Source organism: Enterococcus malodoratus (assembly GCF_027659535.1).
GTDB classification, from domain to species: Bacteria; Bacillota; Bacilli; order Lactobacillales; family Enterococcaceae; genus Enterococcus_A; species Enterococcus_A malodoratus.
Window position 1 is genome coordinate 44,506 of the sequence record NZ_JAQDPG010000015.1, and the last position, 18,684, is coordinate 63,189.

At 38.9% G+C, this 18,684-nt stretch carries 20 protein-coding genes; 16 read left to right on the forward strand and 4 right to left on the reverse strand.

Features of this window, described 5'->3' with window-relative positions:
* Positions 1-26 precede the first annotated feature (26 nt).
* The 8 genes from PGP85_RS19430 (at position 27) to celB (ending at position 9,155) form a co-directional block, all read left to right on the forward strand.
* Complete coding sequence (locus PGP85_RS19430; protein WP_010742912.1) at positions 27-1,028, forward strand: NAD-dependent epimerase/dehydratase family protein; 1,002 nt, start codon at positions 27-29, stop codon at positions 1,026-1,028.
* Between the two features lie 244 nt (positions 1,029-1,272).
* A complete protein-coding gene (locus PGP85_RS19435) occupies positions 1,273-2,622 on the forward strand; it encodes an APC family permease (RefSeq protein ID WP_010742913.1) in 1,350 nt (449 codons plus the stop codon).
* 249 nt (positions 2,623-2,871) lie between these two features.
* Complete coding sequence (locus PGP85_RS19440) at positions 2,872-4,302, forward strand: 6-phospho-beta-glucosidase (protein ID WP_090406642.1); 1,431 nt, start codon at positions 2,872-2,874, stop codon at positions 4,300-4,302.
* A gap of 85 nt (positions 4,303-4,387) precedes the next feature.
* On the forward strand, positions 4,388-4,705 hold the full coding sequence (locus PGP85_RS19445; protein ID WP_010742915.1) for a PTS cellobiose transporter subunit IIB: 318 nt from the start codon (positions 4,388-4,390) through the stop codon (positions 4,703-4,705).
* Positions 4,706-4,717: 12 nt separating this feature from the next.
* Positions 4,718-6,736 carry a BglG family transcription antiterminator gene (locus PGP85_RS19450; protein ID WP_251867680.1) on the forward strand — a complete coding sequence of 673 codons (2,019 nt, stop codon included), beginning with the start codon at positions 4,718-4,720 and terminating at the stop codon, positions 6,734-6,736.
* Positions 6,737-6,748: 12 nt separating this feature from the next.
* On the forward strand, positions 6,749-7,066 hold the full coding sequence (locus PGP85_RS19455; protein WP_010742917.1) for a PTS cellobiose transporter subunit IIA: 318 nt from the start codon (positions 6,749-6,751) through the stop codon (positions 7,064-7,066).
* 191 nt (positions 7,067-7,257) lie between these two features.
* A complete protein-coding gene (locus PGP85_RS19460) occupies positions 7,258-7,764 on the forward strand; it encodes a hypothetical protein (RefSeq protein ID WP_270328937.1) in 507 nt (168 codons plus the stop codon).
* A 17-nt stretch (positions 7,765-7,781) separates the two neighbouring features.
* Positions 7,782-9,155, forward strand: coding sequence for a PTS cellobiose transporter subunit IIC (gene celB, locus PGP85_RS19465; RefSeq protein WP_270328938.1), 1,374 nt, complete (start codon positions 7,782-7,784; stop codon positions 9,153-9,155).
* A 56-nt stretch (positions 9,156-9,211) separates the two neighbouring features.
* On the opposite strand, the gene PGP85_RS19470 is transcribed toward celB, so the two are convergent.
* A complete protein-coding gene (locus tag PGP85_RS19470; RefSeq protein ID WP_010742920.1) occupies positions 9,212-9,646 on the reverse strand; it encodes an acyl-CoA thioesterase in 435 nt (144 codons plus the stop codon).
* A 2-nt stretch (positions 9,647-9,648) separates the two neighbouring features.
* Entirely contained in the window at positions 9,649-10,488 is an 840-nt protein-coding gene (locus PGP85_RS19475; protein WP_270328939.1) for an NAD(P)H-hydrate dehydratase, read from the reverse strand.
* A gap of 193 nt (positions 10,489-10,681) precedes the next feature.
* Between PGP85_RS19475 and pepV the strand changes: the two genes are divergently transcribed.
* Positions 10,682-12,094: a dipeptidase PepV gene (gene pepV, locus PGP85_RS19480; protein ID WP_270328940.1), complete on the forward strand. Its 1,413-nt coding sequence runs from the start codon at positions 10,682-10,684 to the stop codon at positions 12,092-12,094.
* 130 nt (positions 12,095-12,224) lie between these two features.
* A complete protein-coding gene (locus PGP85_RS19485) occupies positions 12,225-13,118 on the forward strand; it encodes an SDR family oxidoreductase (protein WP_270328941.1) in 894 nt (297 codons plus the stop codon).
* Positions 13,119-13,175: 57 nt separating this feature from the next.
* Here PGP85_RS19485 and PGP85_RS19490 read toward each other — a convergent pair whose 3' ends face one another.
* A complete protein-coding gene (locus PGP85_RS19490; protein ID WP_010742924.1) occupies positions 13,176-13,511 on the reverse strand; it encodes a hypothetical protein in 336 nt (111 codons plus the stop codon).
* Between the two features lie 105 nt (positions 13,512-13,616).
* Here PGP85_RS19490 and PGP85_RS19495 point away from each other — a divergent pair, with 105 nt between their 5' ends.
* The 4 genes from PGP85_RS19495 to PGP85_RS19510 all read left to right on the forward strand — a co-directional run bounded on the left by PGP85_RS19495 (position 13,617) and on the right by PGP85_RS19510 (position 15,582).
* Positions 13,617-13,973: a thioredoxin family protein gene (locus tag PGP85_RS19495; protein ID WP_333490247.1), complete on the forward strand. Its 357-nt coding sequence runs from the start codon at positions 13,617-13,619 to the stop codon at positions 13,971-13,973.
* Positions 13,974-13,982: 9 nt separating this feature from the next.
* Positions 13,983-14,438: a universal stress protein gene (locus tag PGP85_RS19500; RefSeq protein ID WP_010742926.1), complete on the forward strand. Its 456-nt coding sequence runs from the start codon at positions 13,983-13,985 to the stop codon at positions 14,436-14,438.
* Positions 14,439-14,587: 149 nt separating this feature from the next.
* Complete coding sequence (gene ytpR / locus PGP85_RS19505) at positions 14,588-15,199, forward strand: YtpR family tRNA-binding protein (RefSeq protein WP_010742927.1); 612 nt, start codon at positions 14,588-14,590, stop codon at positions 15,197-15,199.
* A 197-nt stretch (positions 15,200-15,396) separates the two neighbouring features.
* Positions 15,397-15,582 (forward strand): hypothetical protein, encoded by a 186-nt coding sequence (locus PGP85_RS19510; RefSeq protein WP_090406657.1) that lies wholly within the window; start codon positions 15,397-15,399, stop codon positions 15,580-15,582.
* Positions 15,583-15,692: 110 nt separating this feature from the next.
* Here PGP85_RS19510 and PGP85_RS19515 read toward each other — a convergent pair whose 3' ends face one another.
* Positions 15,693-16,997, reverse strand: a complete 1,305-nt coding sequence (locus tag PGP85_RS19515; protein WP_251867687.1) for a S1C family serine protease — start codon at positions 16,995-16,997, stop codon at positions 15,693-15,695.
* A 493-nt stretch (positions 16,998-17,490) separates the two neighbouring features.
* On the opposite strand from PGP85_RS19515, the gene rlmH reads away from it, so the two are divergent.
* A complete protein-coding gene (rlmH, locus tag PGP85_RS19520; RefSeq protein ID WP_270328942.1) occupies positions 17,491-17,970 on the forward strand; it encodes a 23S rRNA (pseudouridine(1915)-N(3))-methyltransferase RlmH in 480 nt (159 codons plus the stop codon).
* Positions 17,971-18,081: 111 nt separating this feature from the next.
* On the forward strand, positions 18,082-18,480 hold the full coding sequence (locus tag PGP85_RS19525) for a hypothetical protein (RefSeq protein ID WP_270328943.1): 399 nt from the start codon (positions 18,082-18,084) through the stop codon (positions 18,478-18,480).
* The last annotated feature ends 204 nt before the right edge of the window (positions 18,481-18,684 follow it).

Consider the following 18,684-nt stretch of genomic DNA (forward strand, 5'->3'; position numbering starts at 1 on the left):
AGGAACAGAGAGAGGACGACAAAATCATGAAAAAAGTATTGATTACAGGATCATTAGGACAAATTGGATCTGAATTAACTGAGAGATTACGTAAAGATCTAGGTGTTAAAAATGTTATCTCTACCGATATTCGTACGATTGAAGGCAGTCCAGTTGTTGAAAATGGACAATTTGAAGAATTAGATGTAACAAACTACGATCAATTCTTAGATATTGCTAAACGTTACGAAGTTGATACTGTCATTCATTTAGCTGCATTGCTTTCTGCTACAGCTGAAAAACGTCCAGCATTTGCTTGGAACTTGAATATGACTGGTTTAATGAACGCTCTAGAAGTAGCACGTGAAATTGGACCTGAAACTAAATTCTTTGCTCCATCTTCTATCGCAGCCTATGGACCAGATGCAGAACCAGACAACACACCGCAAGATACAGTGATGCACCCAACTACCATGTATGGTGTAACTAAAGTTTCTGGTGAATTATTGGAAAATTACTACCATACAAAATATGGTGTAGACACTCGTTCCGTACGTTTCCCAGGCTTGATCTCATATAAAGTAGAACCTGGCGGCGGTACAACAGATTACGCTGTAGACATTTATTACGAAGCATTGAAAAACAAATCTTATACCTCATTCATCGAAAAAGGAACTTACATGGATATGATGTATATGGATGATGCAATCGAAGGAATCGTGAAATTAATGAACGCGGATGCTAGTCGTTTAGAACACCGCAATTCATTCAATATCACTGCAATGTCTTTTGAACCAGAACAAATTGCTGCATCTATTCGTCGCCGTATTCCTGATTTCAAATTGAGTTATGACGTGGATCCTGCACGTCAAGGAATTGCAAATTCTTGGCCAAACTCAATTGATGACAGCGATGCTCGCAAAGAATGGGACTTCAGTCCAAGTTTTGATTTAGATAAAATGACTGACGAAATGTTAGAAAGATTATCAGCAAAATTTAAGGCAGAAGGAATCGAAACTAAAGTCTCTTTTGGGAAAGTTAATTCATAAAATTAGAAGTATTTCTTAACGTAACATGAGGAGGAAATAAGAAAAAAGGAAATGTTTAAAATAACGTTTCCCTTTTTCTTTCTCCATGTTAAAATAATGTCCGAGCAAATAGGTGAAGTTACTAAATAGTTGTTATATCGCAATTTTTTGTTCTATTTCTTTTATCTAATAACTTCAATTATTTGTTTTGCAAGTCAAGTTAAGAAGTGAACAAACGGTCGCTTCACAACAAGGAGGAAAAATTATGGCAGTCAACGAACATGATGTTGTCGGTTCAAATGAAGGTGAACTGAAACGAACAATGACGTTTTTCCCGGCCCTTTCGACAGTAATGGGTACTGTAATTGGTGCAGGGGTCTTCTTTAAAGCAGCAAGTGTCGCTGCAGTAACAGGATCGACCAGCTTACACATGCTCTCTTGGTTTTTAGGTGGTTTGATCAGTGTCTGTGCGGGTCTTACTGGTGCGGAATTAGCAGCAGCAATTCCAGAAACTGGTGGTATGTTACGCTATATCGAACGCGCTTACGGAGAATTTTGGAGTTTCTTACTTGGTTGGGCACAAGTAGTTATTTACTTCCCAGCAAACGTCGCCGCTTTAGCAATTATTTTTGCCACTCAGTTCAAGAACTTATTCGGTATGAGCGATGCAGCGATTATCCCAATCGCGATCGTAGCAGCAGCATCAATCATGTTAATCAACTTCCTAGGCTCAAAGGCCGGCGGAATGTTCCAATCAATCACTTTAGTCTGTAAATTAGTTCCTTTAGCATTAATCGTTATTTTCGGTTTAATCCGTCAAGGCGATGTATCTGTTAGTTTGTTCCCAGTCCAAGCTGGTACACAAGTTGGCGGATTTGCTTCAGCATTAGGTGCTGGTCTATTAGCAACAATGTTCGCTTATGATGGCTGGATCCACGTTGGGAATATCGCTGGAGAATTGAAAAATCCAGCACGCGACTTGCCTCGTGCCATCGCTGGCGGGATCTTAGGAATCATGGCTGTGTATTTATTAGTTCAATTTGCTTTCTTGCGCACATTAGATATCTCTGCATTAGCAGGAAACGAAAATGCTGCAATGGATGTTGCTGGAAAAATCTTTGGCGGCATGGGCGGTAAATTAGTAACAATCGGTATTCTAATCTCTGTATATGGAACAATCAATGGCTATACAATGACTGGTATGCGTCTTCCTTACACAATGGGGCTTGAAAAACAATTACCATTCTCTGACAAGCTAGTAAAATTAAACAAAAACCAAATCCCTTATATCGCTGGTATCTTAGAATTAGTGATCGCTATTGGTATGATGATGGTCGGCGGATTCGATATGTTAACAGATATGTTAGTATTCGTTATCTGGATCTTCTATACGTTAGTATTTATCGCGGTTATTAAATTAAGAAAAACAGAACCAGATTTGGTTCGTCCTTACAAAGTGCCGCTTTACCCAATTATTCCAATCATCGCAATCATTGGTGGTGTATTCATCTTAGTGATGACATTGATCAACCAATTCCAATTAGCAATGGTGGGTATCGTAATCACTGCACTGGGAATTCCATTCTACTTGTATTTGAAGAAAAAATATAAATAATTATATGAGCTAGCAGCCGTTGTTGCTAGCTTTTTTTGTCTTGAAAGCTTCTGCATAGCAACATCTAAGGTAGTTTGACACGCTGCCTTAGATGTTTTTTTGCTGTGCAATTTTCGCAATCGGGGCACCTTTCTTCTATATAAAATAGAGGAACCAATAAATTGCCACAACGTTGTGGTAATTGTCTGTGTTCTAAATGTAAACGCTATCTCGTATGATGAAGATAGAAAAAGAAAGGATGGTAAATTTATGGCAGGATTTCCTAAAGACTTTTTGTGGGGAGGTGCAGTAGCTGCGCATCAGCTTGAGGGAGCTTGGCAGGAAGATGGTAAAGGAACGAGTGTTGCAGACGTGATGACAGTTGGTGGTCCGGGTATTTCACGAAGGATCACTGAGGGTGTTCTTGAAGGAGAGTATTACCCAAATCACGAGGGAATCGATTTTTATCATCGCTACAAAGAAGACATCGCGCTTTTTGCTGAAATGGGTTTTAAATGTTTTCGAACATCAATTGCTTGGACGAGAATTTTCCCTAAAGGTGATGAAGAAGTTCCTAATGAAGCCGGCTTAAAATTTTATGATGATCTATTTGACGAATGTCTGAAGTATGGTATCGAACCAGTGGTCACACTTTCTCATTTTGAATTGCCGTATCATTTAGTAACCGAGTATGGCGGATTTGCCAATCGTAAGGTAATTGATTTTTTTGTTAAGTTTGCGGAAGTTTGTTTTACGCGCTACAAAGACAAAGTCAAATATTGGATGACCTTTAACGAGATCAATAACCAGGCCAATTACAATGATCAATTTTTCCCATTTACGAATTCAGGGATCGCCTACAAAGAAGGGGACGATCGCGAGCAGATCATGTACCAGGCAGCCCATTATGAGTTAGTGGCTAGTGCTAAAGCAGTTCAGATCGGAAAAGCGATCAATCCAGATTTTGAAATTGGCTGTATGATCGCTATGTGTCCAATCTATCCAGCGACGTGCAAACCATCAGATGTCTTGATGGCGCAAAAGGCCATGGAAAAACGTTATTATTTCACAGATGTTCATGTGCATGGCACTTATCCGGGTTATATGATGACATACTTTGCTAGAAAAGGTTATGATTTAGATATAACATCTGAAGATTTAGCAGAATTAGAAAAAGGAACAGTCGATTATATTGGTTTTAGTTATTACATGTCCTTTGCAATCACACATAAAGAGGACAATATTTACTACGATTACCATGAACAAGAAGACTTTGTGCGAAATGAATACATCGGTATCTCAGATTGGGGCTGGCAGATCGATCCTGAAGGTTTGCGTTATGCATTGAATTGGTTCACTGACCATTATCGCTTGCCATTATTTATCGTCGAAAACGGCTTTGGTGCAATCGATGAAAAAGAAGCAGACGGCAGTGTTCATGATACTTATCGAATCGACTATTTCCGCGACCATATCAACGAAATGAAGAAGGCCGTTGTAGAGGATGGTGTGGATCTGATGGGCTATACACCTTGGGGTTGTATCGACTTGATTTCAGCTGGAACCGGCGAGATGAAAAAACGTTACGGCTTCATTTATGTCGATCGAGATAACGAAGGAAATGGCACCTTAGAACGCAGTAAAAAAGATTCATTTGATTGGTTTAAACAAGTTATTGCCTCAAATGGTGAAATTTTATAAAAAAAACGAACTCGATACAATTTTAAATTACGTTAAACTTAGATTAGAAGGATAAAAAAATAAAACGAATAGGGAGGAACAAACGATGAAAAAAGCATTAATTATCTGTGCCGGAGGAATGTCATCATCAGTAATTGCTAAAAAAACAACAGAAAGTTTACAAGGAAATGGTAAGGAGATCCAAGTAGATGCAACTTCTCAGTCTCAAGGAGCAAATACAATCGCGAAAGACGAGTATGATTTATACCTAGTCAGCCCGCAAACCAAAATGTATTTTGACAGCTTAGAGAAGAGTGCGAAGAAATACAATAAACCAATTGTTAACATTCCACCACAAGCATATGTACCGATTCCGATGGGTATTGATAAATTATCTAAAGTGATTCTTGAAAATATTGAGTAAGGATTGATAACTATGTTGAGCAAACGAGAAACACAAATCCTAAAACTTCTTTTTGATCATAAACACACGTATTTAACGAGCCAAGAGATTGCTTCAGGAATTGATGTTTCCAATCGAACAGCTAGAAAATATCTTCATCTGCTGGAAGATGCTTTAAAGAAAGAATCAATCGCCACTATTGAAGCAAAACAAGGAAATGGGTACCAGTTGAAAGTTGAGGACGCAAAAAAATTTGATGAGTTCTATCTTGAAGAGGTTAAGGATCAATCAACTTCAAAGGATATCACGACGATTCAAGAGTCAAATGATCGACAGTACTATATTTTAAACCGCTTGTTTTTTGAGCAGAGTGAAGTTTATGTGGATTCGATTGCCGACGAACTGTTCGTTTCTCGCTCAACCATATCAAACGATCTAGTTGAAGTAAAAAAACTGATCGCTCCTTACCAAATCGAACTTCAGAGCAAAAGTAATAAAGGAATTTTCATAGTAGGAAATGAACAGAATATTCGTCATTTTATTATGAACTATTTCTTTATGGAACGTTTGCATGACAATTTATTTGCTTTCTCAATGTATGCCAACCTGTTAGAAGGCATCAGTGTAGAGGAAATTGTCATTATTGTTTTAGATGAGTGTCGTGAATCGCAATTAAAGCTTTCCGATTTCATCGTTTATAATTTAGTACTCCACATCGGTTTGGCGATCAAACGAATACAGAATGGTTTTTTGATGGATATCCAAGCACCGATGACCTTTGATGAACGTTCGATTGAATATCAAACCGCACTGAAAATATTAGCAAGAATTGAAAACGCGATGGGAATTACGTTTTCTTCCGAAGAGGCCGATTTTATCGCACTTCATTTAAAAAATAAAATTACGGCCAAGACGATTTTTAAAAAGGCAGATGCTACAGAAGAAGAAATACGCACACAGTTAATTGAAACATTGAGGGCTATTGATCAAGACACACCGTTTGATTTGGAACACGATACAATCTTAGTTGACGGATTGATGATTCATTTTATTCCGCTGCTAACGAGGCTCCAAAATAACTCGAGTATTGAAAATCCATTACTTACGGAAATCAAGACCCAGTATCCTGATTTGTTTGAGTTGACGGTCAACTATTTTTCAAAAATGTCATTGTTCAAATCGTACCAAGTAACTGAAAGTGAGTGGGCTTATCTCGCGATTCATATAACGGCAGCGGTCGAACGTTACTTTAATGAACAGAAGACCCATGTATTAGTTATTTGCGCGACTGGATTAGGAAGCTCGCAAATGATCAAAAATCGTTTGGAACGAGAATTTGGAACGAGAATACTGATTGAAAAGGTCATTAGTTATTATGAAATAGCCGAACAAGATTTAAGTCAAATCGACTTGATTATCTCGTCAATCAATTTAGGAAACGTCGTTTTAAACGCACCGATCGTTAATGTCAGTGTTTTCTTAGGGAAAGAAGACATTAAAAAGATCAATCATGAAATATCTAGTAATAAGGGTGGTCATTTCAAAGGGTTTAAGGAAAATAAACAAACCGAAATGGTCGAAGAAAACGTTGAATTAATTAAACGAAGTTTCAAACCTGAGCTGTTTTATTTTGCTGAAGGTCAATCAACCAAAGAAACCGTGTTAAAGGAATTGATCGGTAAAATCGAAACAGTCGAAGAAACCGACTTGCAGGAAAGCTTTTTGAACCAGCTAAAACTAAGGGAATCCTATAGTTCAGTGGTATTTTCAGAATTTATGGCTGTTCCTCATCCAATTGAGGCCTTGACCAAAGAGGGGCATGTTGCGGTAGCAGTAGTACCCGATGGCATCGCTTGGAGTGAAGAGTGTCAAAGTATTCAGTTAGTTTTCTTGCTGTCACCAGATAAATTGGGGAAGTTTGAGATAGAGAAGGTTAGTCAAATGTTGGTAGAAATCATGGAAGATGATAACTTCAGGAAGGCATTGGCCTTCAGCGATACTTTTGATAACTTTATCCAAGCGTTTATTGATCAATTTGAAAAAAAAGCATAAAAGGAGAAAACAATGGACTCAGAAAAATTACAAGAAGCAGCATTTGAAATTATTTTGAGTAGTGGGGATGCCCGAACTCTTGTACATGAAGGCTTTAAAAGTATGCGTGAAGGAAACTATGAAGAAGCCGAGGTACATTTGAACGAAGCAAATGATTCACTAATCAAAGCACACAAAGCTCAAACCGAACTTTTACAGCAATATGCGAGCGGCGAGAAAATTGAGATGGAAATTATTATGGTCCACGCACAAGATCATTTAATGACAACTATGACCTTACGCGAAGTCGCAATTGAAATGCTGTCGTTATATCAAAAAGTATCTCAATAGAAATTCAATACCTTAACACGAATAAGGATGTCAGTTCTGCTTTTCGCAGTGAAAAAAGTTCGAATAAAACATCAGAAATTTTGAGTAATTTAGGAACGAGCACTTAAGCAGAATGATATACGGCGTGAGCAACAAACTGATTTTTTGCCAAAAAAATCATTACCTTAATATGAACAAGGAGAGAACAGAGGATGGATAAAGAAACTGTTAGTCAATTAAAAAAAGAAACGGCACTAAAGAATTTTAGATTTAATCGTTTTCTTTTGCTTCGATATTTATTAGCCGTTTTTTTCTTTACTAATTTATATTGGTTGCTTTCTTTAGCTATGAGCAAAAGTATGTGGGCATTATTGCCGCTGGGATTAATTGTACTTTCAGTCCCTGCCATTGCAGAGCATTTACGTCTGTACGGCTATCCATCAGATGATGTTCGCAACCAGCTAAAATGGCACAGACTGTATCAGATAACTCAAACGATAACAAATATTGTTTTAATGGTGTCTGTTTTGACCAATTTAGGGTTTGAACAAGTCTTTCCGTTTTTCACAAATAATGTAACGAGCAAAGGGTTTGTCAGTTGCATTCTGTTAGTCGGCATTTTGTTATCAGGCGTTATTTTGAAACGAATTAACAGCATTTATAGTCAAAAAGATAAGCATGCAACGTATATTACAGAATTTAGTAAACTAAATAATTGATAAAGGGTGATTAAAAAATGGACGGATCAAATAATAAAGTATTTGCTTTCTTAGAGAAAAACTTGATGGGCCCTATGGGAAAAAACGCATCACTAAAAGTAGTGCGGGCGATCATGGGTGCTGGTATGGGCGCAATTCCGTTTACGATCGTTGGTTCGATGTTCTTAGTATTCAATATTTTACCGATGACCTTTCCGTTTCTAGAAGACATCTTCAATGCAACATTTTTCAAATTCAGTGACCTTTATATGTTAGCCAACAGTACTACGATGGGGATTTTGGCATTATACTTTTGTGTTGGTTTAGGGTATGAATATACAAAAATCATTGCTGAAGAAGATGAATTGAACATGGCGCCGATTACAGGTGCGTTATTAGCGATGTTTGCATTCTTCCTTTCAATTCCTCAATTAGTATTGGATAACGGAACAGTGGTTCGTTTGACTGATGCTAAAGAAAACATCATCAATGGCTGGGCAATTGGCGGCGACGGTGTTTCTCGTCTAGGAACAGTTGGTATCTTTACGGGTATTATCATGGCAGTTATTGCCGTTCAGCTTTATCGTTTATGTGTATCAAAAAATTGGGTTATCAGAATGCCAGAACAAGTTCCTGAAGGTGTTTCTAGAGCCTTTACAGCATTAATTCCTGCATTTGTTGTTGCTTTTGTCATTTTAATTATTACTGGCGTATTAGTATTCTTCAATACTGATATTTTCCAATTGATCGCTATTCCATTTGGTTTCGTAACGAATCTGACTAGTAGTTGGATCGGGGTTATGGTCATCTACTTCTTGATCCATGCTTTGTGGATCGTGGGTATTCACGGTGCCAATATCATTTCTTCCTTGATCGCTCCGATTACTCTAGGTAACTTAGCTTTAAATGCTGATGGTGCACACATTCCGTTGGCTGGTGAATTCCAAAATGCCTTTGTAACGATCGGCGGCTCTGGTGCAACTTTAGGTCTATGTATCTTCCTAGTTTACATGGCTAAATCAGAACAGTTGAAAGTATTAGGTAAAGCAGCGATTGTTCCATGTTTGTTCAATATCAATGAACCGTTAATCTTCGGTATTCCATTGATTTACAATCCGTTTATGGCAATTCCGTTCTTCTTAGCACCAATGGTTTCAGCATCCATTGCTTACTTCGCGATTCAATTAGAATTGATTCGTCCAGTAATCGCGAACATGCCTTGGCCTTCACCAGTTGGTGTCGGGGCCTTCATTAGTACCGGTGGTGACTGGAAAGCGGCATTGGTCGCAATTATCTGTGCGGCTGCAGCATTCGCAATTTATCTGCCATTTGCTCGTGCATATGATAAAAAATTGGTTGATGAAGAATCAGGCGCTGCAGAAGAAACAGCTGGAGAAAGCATTTCAGCATAATAAAAAAACTTAGTTAATAAAGAAATAGCCGTTGGCAATTGCCAGCGGCTATTTCTTTATTGTTCTGATTTTGTGGTTTCATAATAGTCCAAAAATAATTCATGCAGGGCAGGATGTGTTTTTCTCAACTGCACTAGACGATTCGTTTCATAGGACATGAAGCAGTGCTGGCTGGTTCCAGTAGTCACCAATTTTTCTCCATTATAAACCAAATATTCAAAATCTAAGCGAGTGCCAGTATATTTGGTGACGATGGGCTTAATCAAGACTTCATCACCGAAGCGGACCATTTCTTTGTACTCACAGGTGACTCCTAATACGGGGATCATGATACCGTCTGCCTCGATTTTTTCAAAGGGCCATTCCATGAAACTCAACGCGTCAACTCGGGATTCTTCAAACCAGCGAATGTAATTGGAGTGATGAATGATGCCCATCTTATCGGTTTCATAATAAAAAGGCTTGCGCAAATAGCCGGGATATTTTTCCATAATTATTTCCTTTCGATTGCGTATTTTTTCATATAGCGGGGCAGGGCCTCGCTGATCGTAGTCGGCAAGACAACATAATTCTTTTCTGATAGGTCGTCACCGATCTGGCTGTGAAGATAGACAGCAGCGCCAATCGTATCAATTCCTTTTTCAAATTGTGCTAAAAATCCAGTAATCATTCCCGCTAAGGTGTCGCCCATACCGCCTGTCGCCATGCCGGGGTTGCCCAACGGATTTTGATAATAGGAGACAGCATCGTCATAAATCGTTGTACGATGGCTTTTCAATACAATTTTTGCTCCTATGAGTGCTTGCTGGGCACGATTATTTTCATCGGTCTGTTCAAGAAAAGATAAGCCGCTCAGTCTTTCCCACTCAGCTTGGTGAGGAGTGAAGACTGTCTGAGAGGGGAATTTCAAAGACAGGTTGTACTCGCTGAAGAGCGAGATAGCTGAACCGTCGATTACTAACCATTGCTGCGCTTTTTGGGTTTTTAAAACGCCTTTTAAGAGCGTGATTGCGGTTTTATCCAAACCAAGTCCTGGACCAATCAAAATAACGTCCGCTTGTTCCAATACTTGGTAGATCATCGTGGTCTCCCAAAAGGCCAAAACCATCGCCTCTGGTAAACGAGCATGAAGCGCGCTATGATTTTTTTCAGCCGTAATGACGGTGGTAAGTCCGGCACCGCTTTTGATACATGCTTCGGCACTCATAATGATCGCACCGCCGTATTGCTGATTGCCGCCGATCAAAACAACTCGTCCGAAGGTTCCTTTATGAGAAATTTCCGGTCGCTTCTTAATCACTTTATGTAAAATATCTTCGCTTAACTGAACCATAGAGTCACCTGCTTTCATCAAGAAAAATATCGGTTTATTTTTGCGAAAAGTAATAGTAGAAAAATGTATTATGGGTACCATTATAAGGGAAAAAGGAGAGCCTGTCCCAGCATTTCTTAAAGAGTTTTCATTTTTATTCTATTGAATAGAATGCTATCATGATAGTGGTTTTAATTAAAGGAGGAATCTTTCAATGACAATCGATTTTAAAAAAGAAGTCGAAGCACGCAAAGATGATTTGTTAGCAGATCTATTCACTTTATTACGCATCAAAAGTGAACGTGAAGACGACAAAGCAACCAAAGAAGCACCATTCGGACCTGGACCGGTCGAAGCATTAGAAAAAATGCTTGAGATCGCAGAACGTGATGGCTTCAAAACGAAAAACGTCGACAACTATGCCGGCCATTTTGATTACGGTGATGGCGATGAAACCTTAGGGATCTTTGGTCACTTAGATGTGGTACCAGCTGGCGACGGTTGGGATTCAGATCCTTACGAACCAGAAATTCGCGACGGCAAATTGTATGCTCGTGGTTCAAGCGATGACAAAGGACCATCTGTTGCAGCTTACTACGCGGTAAAAATCATTAAAGAACTAGGCTTGCCAATCTCTAAAAAAATCCGTTTCGTCTTCGGTACTGACGAAGAAAGCGGCTGGGGAGACATGGATTACTACTTCGAACATGAAGAAAAACCTGATTTTGGGTTCTCACCAGATGCCTATTTCCCAATCATCAACGGTGAAAAAGGGAATGTAACAATGATCCCTCACTTTGATGGCACAAATGGAACTTCTTATGTTTTAGTAAGTTTCGAAGCTGGATTACGTGAAAACATGGTTCCCGGCAATGCAGTCGCAGAAGTAAAAGTTGCGGATGCAGATGCTGCAGAAAAATTGGCTAAAGACTTTGACGTTTATGTAGGAAACAATCCAATTAGCGGAAAAGCGGATGTAGACGGATCAACCGTTACTTTACACTTAGATGGAAAAGCAGCTCACGGTGCCAGCCCTCAACTAGGTACAAATGCAGGGACATTCCTAGCAGTCTTCTTGAATAACTATGATTTCGACAAAGGGGCAAAAGCCTTCATCGAAAATAGTGCGAAATATATTCATGAAGATGTCTATGGTAAAAAATTAGGCGTTGAATTCAATAATGAAAAAATGGGCGAATTGACAATGAACGCTGGGATCTTCAGCTTCAAAGATGGTCAAGACAACGACAACCATATCACATTGAATTTCCGTTACCCTAAAGGTACGACGGCAGAAGACATCAAAGAAAAATTAGAAGAACTATTTGGTTCAGATGTTAAAGTAACTCAAGGCGGACACCACATGCTGCCTCACTATGTACCAGCAGATGATCCATTGGTAGCTACTTTATTAGATACCTTCGAAGAACATACTGGTATCAAAGGGGAAGAAAAAGTAATCGGCGGCGGAACATTCGGTCGTTTGCTAGAACGCGGTGTTGCTTACGGCGCTCAATTCCCAGGATTTGAAGATACTATGCACCAAGCCAACGAATATATGTCTGTTGAAGACATTTTGAACTCTGCGGTAATCTATGCAGATGCGATCTATCGTTTAGCTAAATAGTTTTAAAAATAGGGTCACGCTCAATTTGAGCGTGGCTTTTTGATTTAGTTGTTAGAAACTCGCGTGAGCAGAATAATTTCAATCCGCGCCATTTTCCTTTAGGGTTATAGATAGAAAGTGAGGAGATACAATGAACGAACCAAACTTAATCGATCCAAGAAATCTATTTCATGGCAGTCAATTTAAGAAGCAAGATCAAGAAACTCCTGCACTACAGGACGAAATGACACCTAAACCAGATTGTGGTGAGGAGAGCTATGTGGGAAGTAAAAAATTAGAAAATCGCCGTGTGTTGATCACTGGCGGAGATTCCGGTATTGGTCGTGCGGCAGCTATCGCTTATGCACGTGAAGGAGCCGATGTTGCAATCCACTATTTTCCCGGTGAGGATAAGGATGCAGAGGAAGTAGCGGACTATATCGAAAAGGCTGGAAGAAAAGCGTTGTTATTACCGTATGATCTGCGAGAAGACCATGCACCAAAAGAAATGGTTGCCAAGACCGTTGAGGCCTTTGGTGGATTAGATACCTTAGTCTTGAACGCCGCGCAGCAAATCTCGCATGAATCAATTGAGAAGCTGCCAGTTAAACAGGTCGAAGATACATTCAAGGTAAATATTGTTTCAATGTTTGCTATCGTGCAGGCGGCCTTGCCGCATTTACCAGCAGGCAGCAGTATCGTTACGACGACCTCAGTCCAAGCCTTCAACCCAAGCGATCATTTAATGGACTATGCCTCAACGAAGGCGGCAATTGCGAATTTCACGGTCAGCTTGGCGAGTCAGTTGGCGAAGAAAGGGATTCGGGTGAACGGGGTTGCACCAGGCCCGATTTGGACCCCATTACAACTAGATCAAGGACAGCCGAAAGATGCTTTGCCTGATTTCGGTCAAAATTCATTATTAGAACGAGCTGGACAGCCTGTAGAATTGGCACCAGTCTATGTTTTTCTAGCATCAAATGATGCCAGCTATGTTACTTCGCAAATTTATGGAGTGACTGGCGGAGAACCGATCAACCTATAAGAGCACGTTAAAAAAACGTATGTCGATATTTTCGACATACGTTTTTTTGCTGAAAGACTAATCATTAATGATTCGATCAATACTCAAAACAGTCCCCGTTTTGGCATCTGCTTTAAATTCGTAAGCGACTAAGTGATCGTCTTCCGTGCGGGTAATCCCGCCAGAAAGAATGTTCATTGTGATGGCGAATTTTTGCATGTGTTCAGTATCAAAAGAGATCCAAGAACCTTCGATCGGACCTTCTTTCAAAAAGGCTTTTTTGATTTGATCCAAGACTTTGTCTGGAGACATGTCTTGTTTTTTTCTGTAATAGTGATTTGCTGCAATGCCTGCAGCTAGTCCAATCGATGAACCGATGGCGAGACCTTGAGCAAATTTTTTGGCTTTGTCCATAATGCAAACCTCCTTGTTCGTGTGTTCGCTTTATTTTAACATAAAGTAGGAGGATTGCTGGTAAGAAACAGTACGAGTTGCCTTCTTTCTCAAAAAGTCCGAAAAGTGTATAATCAGGGTAGTAAAAGAAAAGGTCGTGACGGAATGATTATCCCTAAAAGTATTGAAGAGTTAGCCGGCTATGCGGAAAAAGGGAAGAATGTTTTCTTCTTTACAGCTGATTGGTGCGGCGATTGCAACTTTATCAAACCTCAGATGCCCGAGATCGAAGCGGAATTTCCGCAGTTCAAATTTATTCAAGTCGATCGAGATGAGTATATCGACGTGGCAGCCGAGTGGAATATCTTTGGGATCCCTAGTTTTGTCGTAGTGAACGATGGCCAAGAATTAGGTCGATTAGTCAATAAAAACCGAAAAACCAAAGATGAAATTGCTGGCTTTTTACAACGAGTAGAAGGGTAGGAGATCAAGATGTTCACACAATCATATCAAAATGTTTTAGTTGGGATCGATGGCAGCGAACAAGCAATGGAAGCTTTTAAAAAAGCGTTGGCTGTTGCCAAACGAAATCAAGGGACTGTTTATGTCGCAAATGTGATCGATCATCAAATCTATACATTCATGAGCTATTCTCCACTGAATGAAAATATTATGGATCAATTAGCTGCGGATGCAAAAGAGTTGATTAACCAATGTAAAGCAATTGGAAAAGAATTTGGCTATACTAAGATTGAAGGTATTGTTGCTTATGGTTCTGCCAAAGAAGCAATGGCAAAAACATTACCAGAAAAGTATGACATTGATCTAATCATGGTAGGTCAATCTGGTTTAAATGCTGTGGAACGCTTTATGACCGGCAGTGTTGCCAGCTACGTGATCAAAGAAGCTCTGTGCGATGTACTGATTGTTCATCCGAGTGCTGAATAAAAAGCTGGCTTGCCCAGCTTTTTATTTGGAAAAAAAACGATTCTGAAGAATCGTTGCTTCTTTGACTAATTTAGAAATGAAAAAAATCTCATGCAAAAGTCCCATTAGATTTGTTAAGATACGAGAGGACTATGACTGGAGGTAAAAACGTGATTTTTGCGTATAATAAACAAAATGTTGGCGATACATTGATGGTAATCGTCAAAAATGATGAAAATAAAGAGAACAAATCCGAAAGAAAAGGTGCTGTTGCTCGCATCCAAACAATTGATGGAACAACCGTTGCTTGGAACTTTTTCAATGTTTCTGATTATTTAACAATCCACGGAAATGGACAAGTGGAATTAACAGAAAAAGATATAGATACATTGAATGAGCAATTGAAACTTGCTGGTTTTGAAGAACGTTTAGTAGCAGACCTTTCACCAAAATTTGTGGTGGGGTATGTGAAAACTTGTGTGGATCATCCTGATTCAGATCATTTGCATATTACTGAGACGGAGATCGATGGCGGCGAAACATTGCAGATCGTGTGCGGTGCATCAAACATCGAAGCCGGTCAAAAAGTTGTCGTAGCAAAACCTGGTGCGATGATGCCTGATGGTCAAATGATTTGGCCAGGAAACTTACGCGGTGTGGACAGCTTTGGTATGATTTGTTCAGCCAAAGAATTACATTTGCCAAATGCACCAGAGAAAAAAGGAATCCTAGTATTAGAAGATGATGCTAAGGTTGGCGAAAAAGTTGAAATAGGTAAATAAAAAAATCTCCGTTTTGAAGTTCTTTTGAATTTCAAAACGGAGATTTTCTATTAACCATTAAAACAAAGACAAGAGAACAAGTCTCTGTCATTTAGGCTGTTTTTTCTACCATTCGGGATTAACCAATTCTATTCCTTTTTTTGAATACTAAACTAAAAGCAATCATATATTACTTTTAGTTGGAAGGAGGAAAAAATTTGCTTTTACTTTTACTTGTATTATCCCTCATTAGCTTAGCTCTATCTTTGATTATGAATACGAAACTGAAAAGGGCGGCTTTAGGGGCACAATTTGGTATCCTGACTTTAATTCAGGGCGGGAGTCTAGGAGCAACAGTCGGTATATTACTTGTTTTATTGATCAAAGGACGTACACTTGGATAAAAAAGAAAATTGATTCCACCCAGAGAGAATGTTTTCTCTGTTTTTTTTGTAAAAAAAGCCACCGAAATGATGAAAAATAATCATTTCGGTGGCTTTATCAGTATTCGGTTTTATTGATTACTTTGTTGCTGTGAATTTGATTTCAGTGAATTCGCATCAATGCTCAATTTAACTGAAACAGTATTTTTCTTGTCTTGACGATAGTAGGTAACTTTTACTGTGTCGCCAACCTTGTGTTTGTACAATTCAGATTGCAGTTCTACACCTGTCGAAACATCTGTATCATCAATTTTTGTGATGACGTCATATTTCTTCAAGCCCGCTTGATCAGCAGGAGTTGACGCTTGAACTTTTGCTACTACGACTCCTTGTGTAACTGAACTTGGTACTTTGACGATTTCACTCAACTGTTCAGTTGATAGATCAGAAAGATTAACCATCGAAACGCCTAGCGCAGGTCGAATAACTTTACCGTCTTTTTCAAGTTGGTTGATGACATTTACGACATCGTTACTTGGAATGGCAAAACCAATTCCTTCGACGCTGACATTTGATTCTGTTTGAACGATCTTGCTAGAATTGATCCCGATTACTTGACCCGCCATGTTTACTAATGGGCCGCCTGAGTTACCAGGGTTGATCGCCGCATCCGTTTGAATCGCATTAATATTGACCGTTTGTCCATCTTCATTTTGATTGACTACTTGGCGATTCAAGGAAGAAATAATCCCTGAAGTTACAGAGTTCGCATACTGAGAACCCAAAGGAGAACCTAAGGCAATCGCTGGTTCACCAACTTTTAAGTTGCTGGAATCACCAAAAGTAGCAGGTTTGATGTCTGCGACTTTATCCGATTCGACTTTTAGAACCGCTAAGTCTGTGTAAGAATCTGTACCGACTAACGTTGCTTTGACTTTTGAACCATCTTTCAATAGAACCTCAAGTCCATCTTGTTTTTCTACAACGTGATTATTCGTAACGATATACGCGGTCTTGCCTTCAAGTTTGTAGATGACACCAGAACCTTCGGACGCTTCTTCTAGCTGTCCGTTCTCATCTGATTGTGATTGCTTGTCTTCGTTGCCGTTACCGAAGATATCAGAGAAACCGCCTAAGCCGCTTTGTGATTGCTGCTTCTGCAAGTTGATGACAGAAACAACTGCGTCTTGAACTTTGCTGGCAGCATCAGTAACATCAGAATTCACGTCGACTTTCATGTTGCTGACTTTTGTGTTGCCGGCACTAGGCGAACCGCTGGCATTTTGATTATTTGGAGACAGCAGCGAACCATTCGCTACATAAAAAATCCCAATTGTTAAAACAGCACCAAGCACACCGCCTAGTAAACTAATCCCAAACCGTCTAAAGAAACCAGGTGACTTTTTGGGTGTTGGTGTAATATTTTTTCTAACCATATTTTCCTCCACCTCTACTATAATTTAAGTTATATTGAGTATAGTATTATTTTGTAAGATAAGTCTACTACACCGATTTGACTTTTTTATGAAAAAGTTTTGGAGGAAATTGTAGATAAATGATAAAAAAACTTGTTTTCCACAACAATGGTGGAAAACTAAGGAAAAAGTTTGTTAATTGTCCAAAAGGATTTATCCACACAAATGTGGATAAAGTGGATAACTTGGTGGAAAACATACGTTTGTATATAAAAATACCCCGAAAATGGGAAAGAATAATCCAAAATCTGGGGATAACCCTGTGATTAGTGTGCATAACTTAGTGGAAAAAGGTTAGCGGGTCCATTTATCGTAGTCCTAATCAGTGGAAAAGATTATGAACTAATTGAATACGACCAAATAAAAATAATTTAGTAGAATGATATTCGATTTGAAAAATGAGTAATTTCTTCTCGAAAAAGTTAATTTCTTTAAATAAAAAAGGGGTACAAGGATGAACATCAAAATTATTTCTGTGGGAAAATTAAAAGAGAAATATCTGGTTCAAGGAATCAGCGAATATACGAAGCGATTATCAAAATATTGCAAGATCACATTAGTTGAAGTACCCGATGAAAAGGCGCCTGAAAAACTCAGTGATGCCGAGATGATTCAGGTAAAAGAAAAAGAAGGCGAACGTATCCTTGCTAAGATCAAGGAACAGGAATATGTCTTTGCCTTAGCTATTAATGGAAAAAATCCCAGCAGTGAAGATTTTGCGGCCAAACTGGATCAGCTGCAAACTAGCGGCAAGAGTCAATTTGTATTTGTCATCGGCGGTTCACTCGGTCTGAGCGATGAGGTTTTAAAAAGGAGCAATACGCAGATATCATTTGGCAAGATGACCTATCCACACCAATTGATGCGCTTGATTTTAGTAGAACAGATTTATCGAGCATTCAGGATCAATCAAAATGAGCCGTATCATAAATAGGGATATTTTTTTGCGATTTATTATTTTAGGGCTGAATGAAACACAAACCGATTGTGTTGCGTTAGTTGATAAGGGGATATCTTACTAAGGTATAAATAAAGGAGCAAAATAATGGAGGAATTAACAGGATATAATTTACCAGAAGGTAGTTACTGGGTAAAAAAAGTACAACAGGATGAGAAGGGAACCCTGATAGTATTAGAGAGCAAACAATTTATGGTGAAAATTCTTTTTGCAGGTTTTGTCTACGCCATGTTATGTTCAGATGAATCTGGACTTCAAAAAAGAAATCATCAATGGGTCCGTAAATTTGCAGAGGTCAACGTTAGTTTGCTAAATGTGACGTTTTTCAAACTAACAGATTCAAAGTTCATTGACTACATTAAGGATCAAACTTTTGGTTATTATGAGGATTTCGATTTTAAGCATTTTGTCGCATGGACTGAAGACAATATGATTGAGATAATTGCCCATTATGAACCAGAAATAGAAATTAAGGAAAAGAAATGAGAGTGTAATATAAACCGTGTAAGCAACCATCAATCCTAGGTAGATGGTTGCTTCGCGGTTTTTCTTTTTCTAAAATAAGATCAAGTTGTGGTCGGATTAATTTTGGTAGTGTTTTTAGTGTATTTTCTGTTTGGAGAAGCTTAAAAGGGAAAATGACTAAGTAAACAGATTGGTTCGAGTGGAAACTATTTATCAATTCAACTT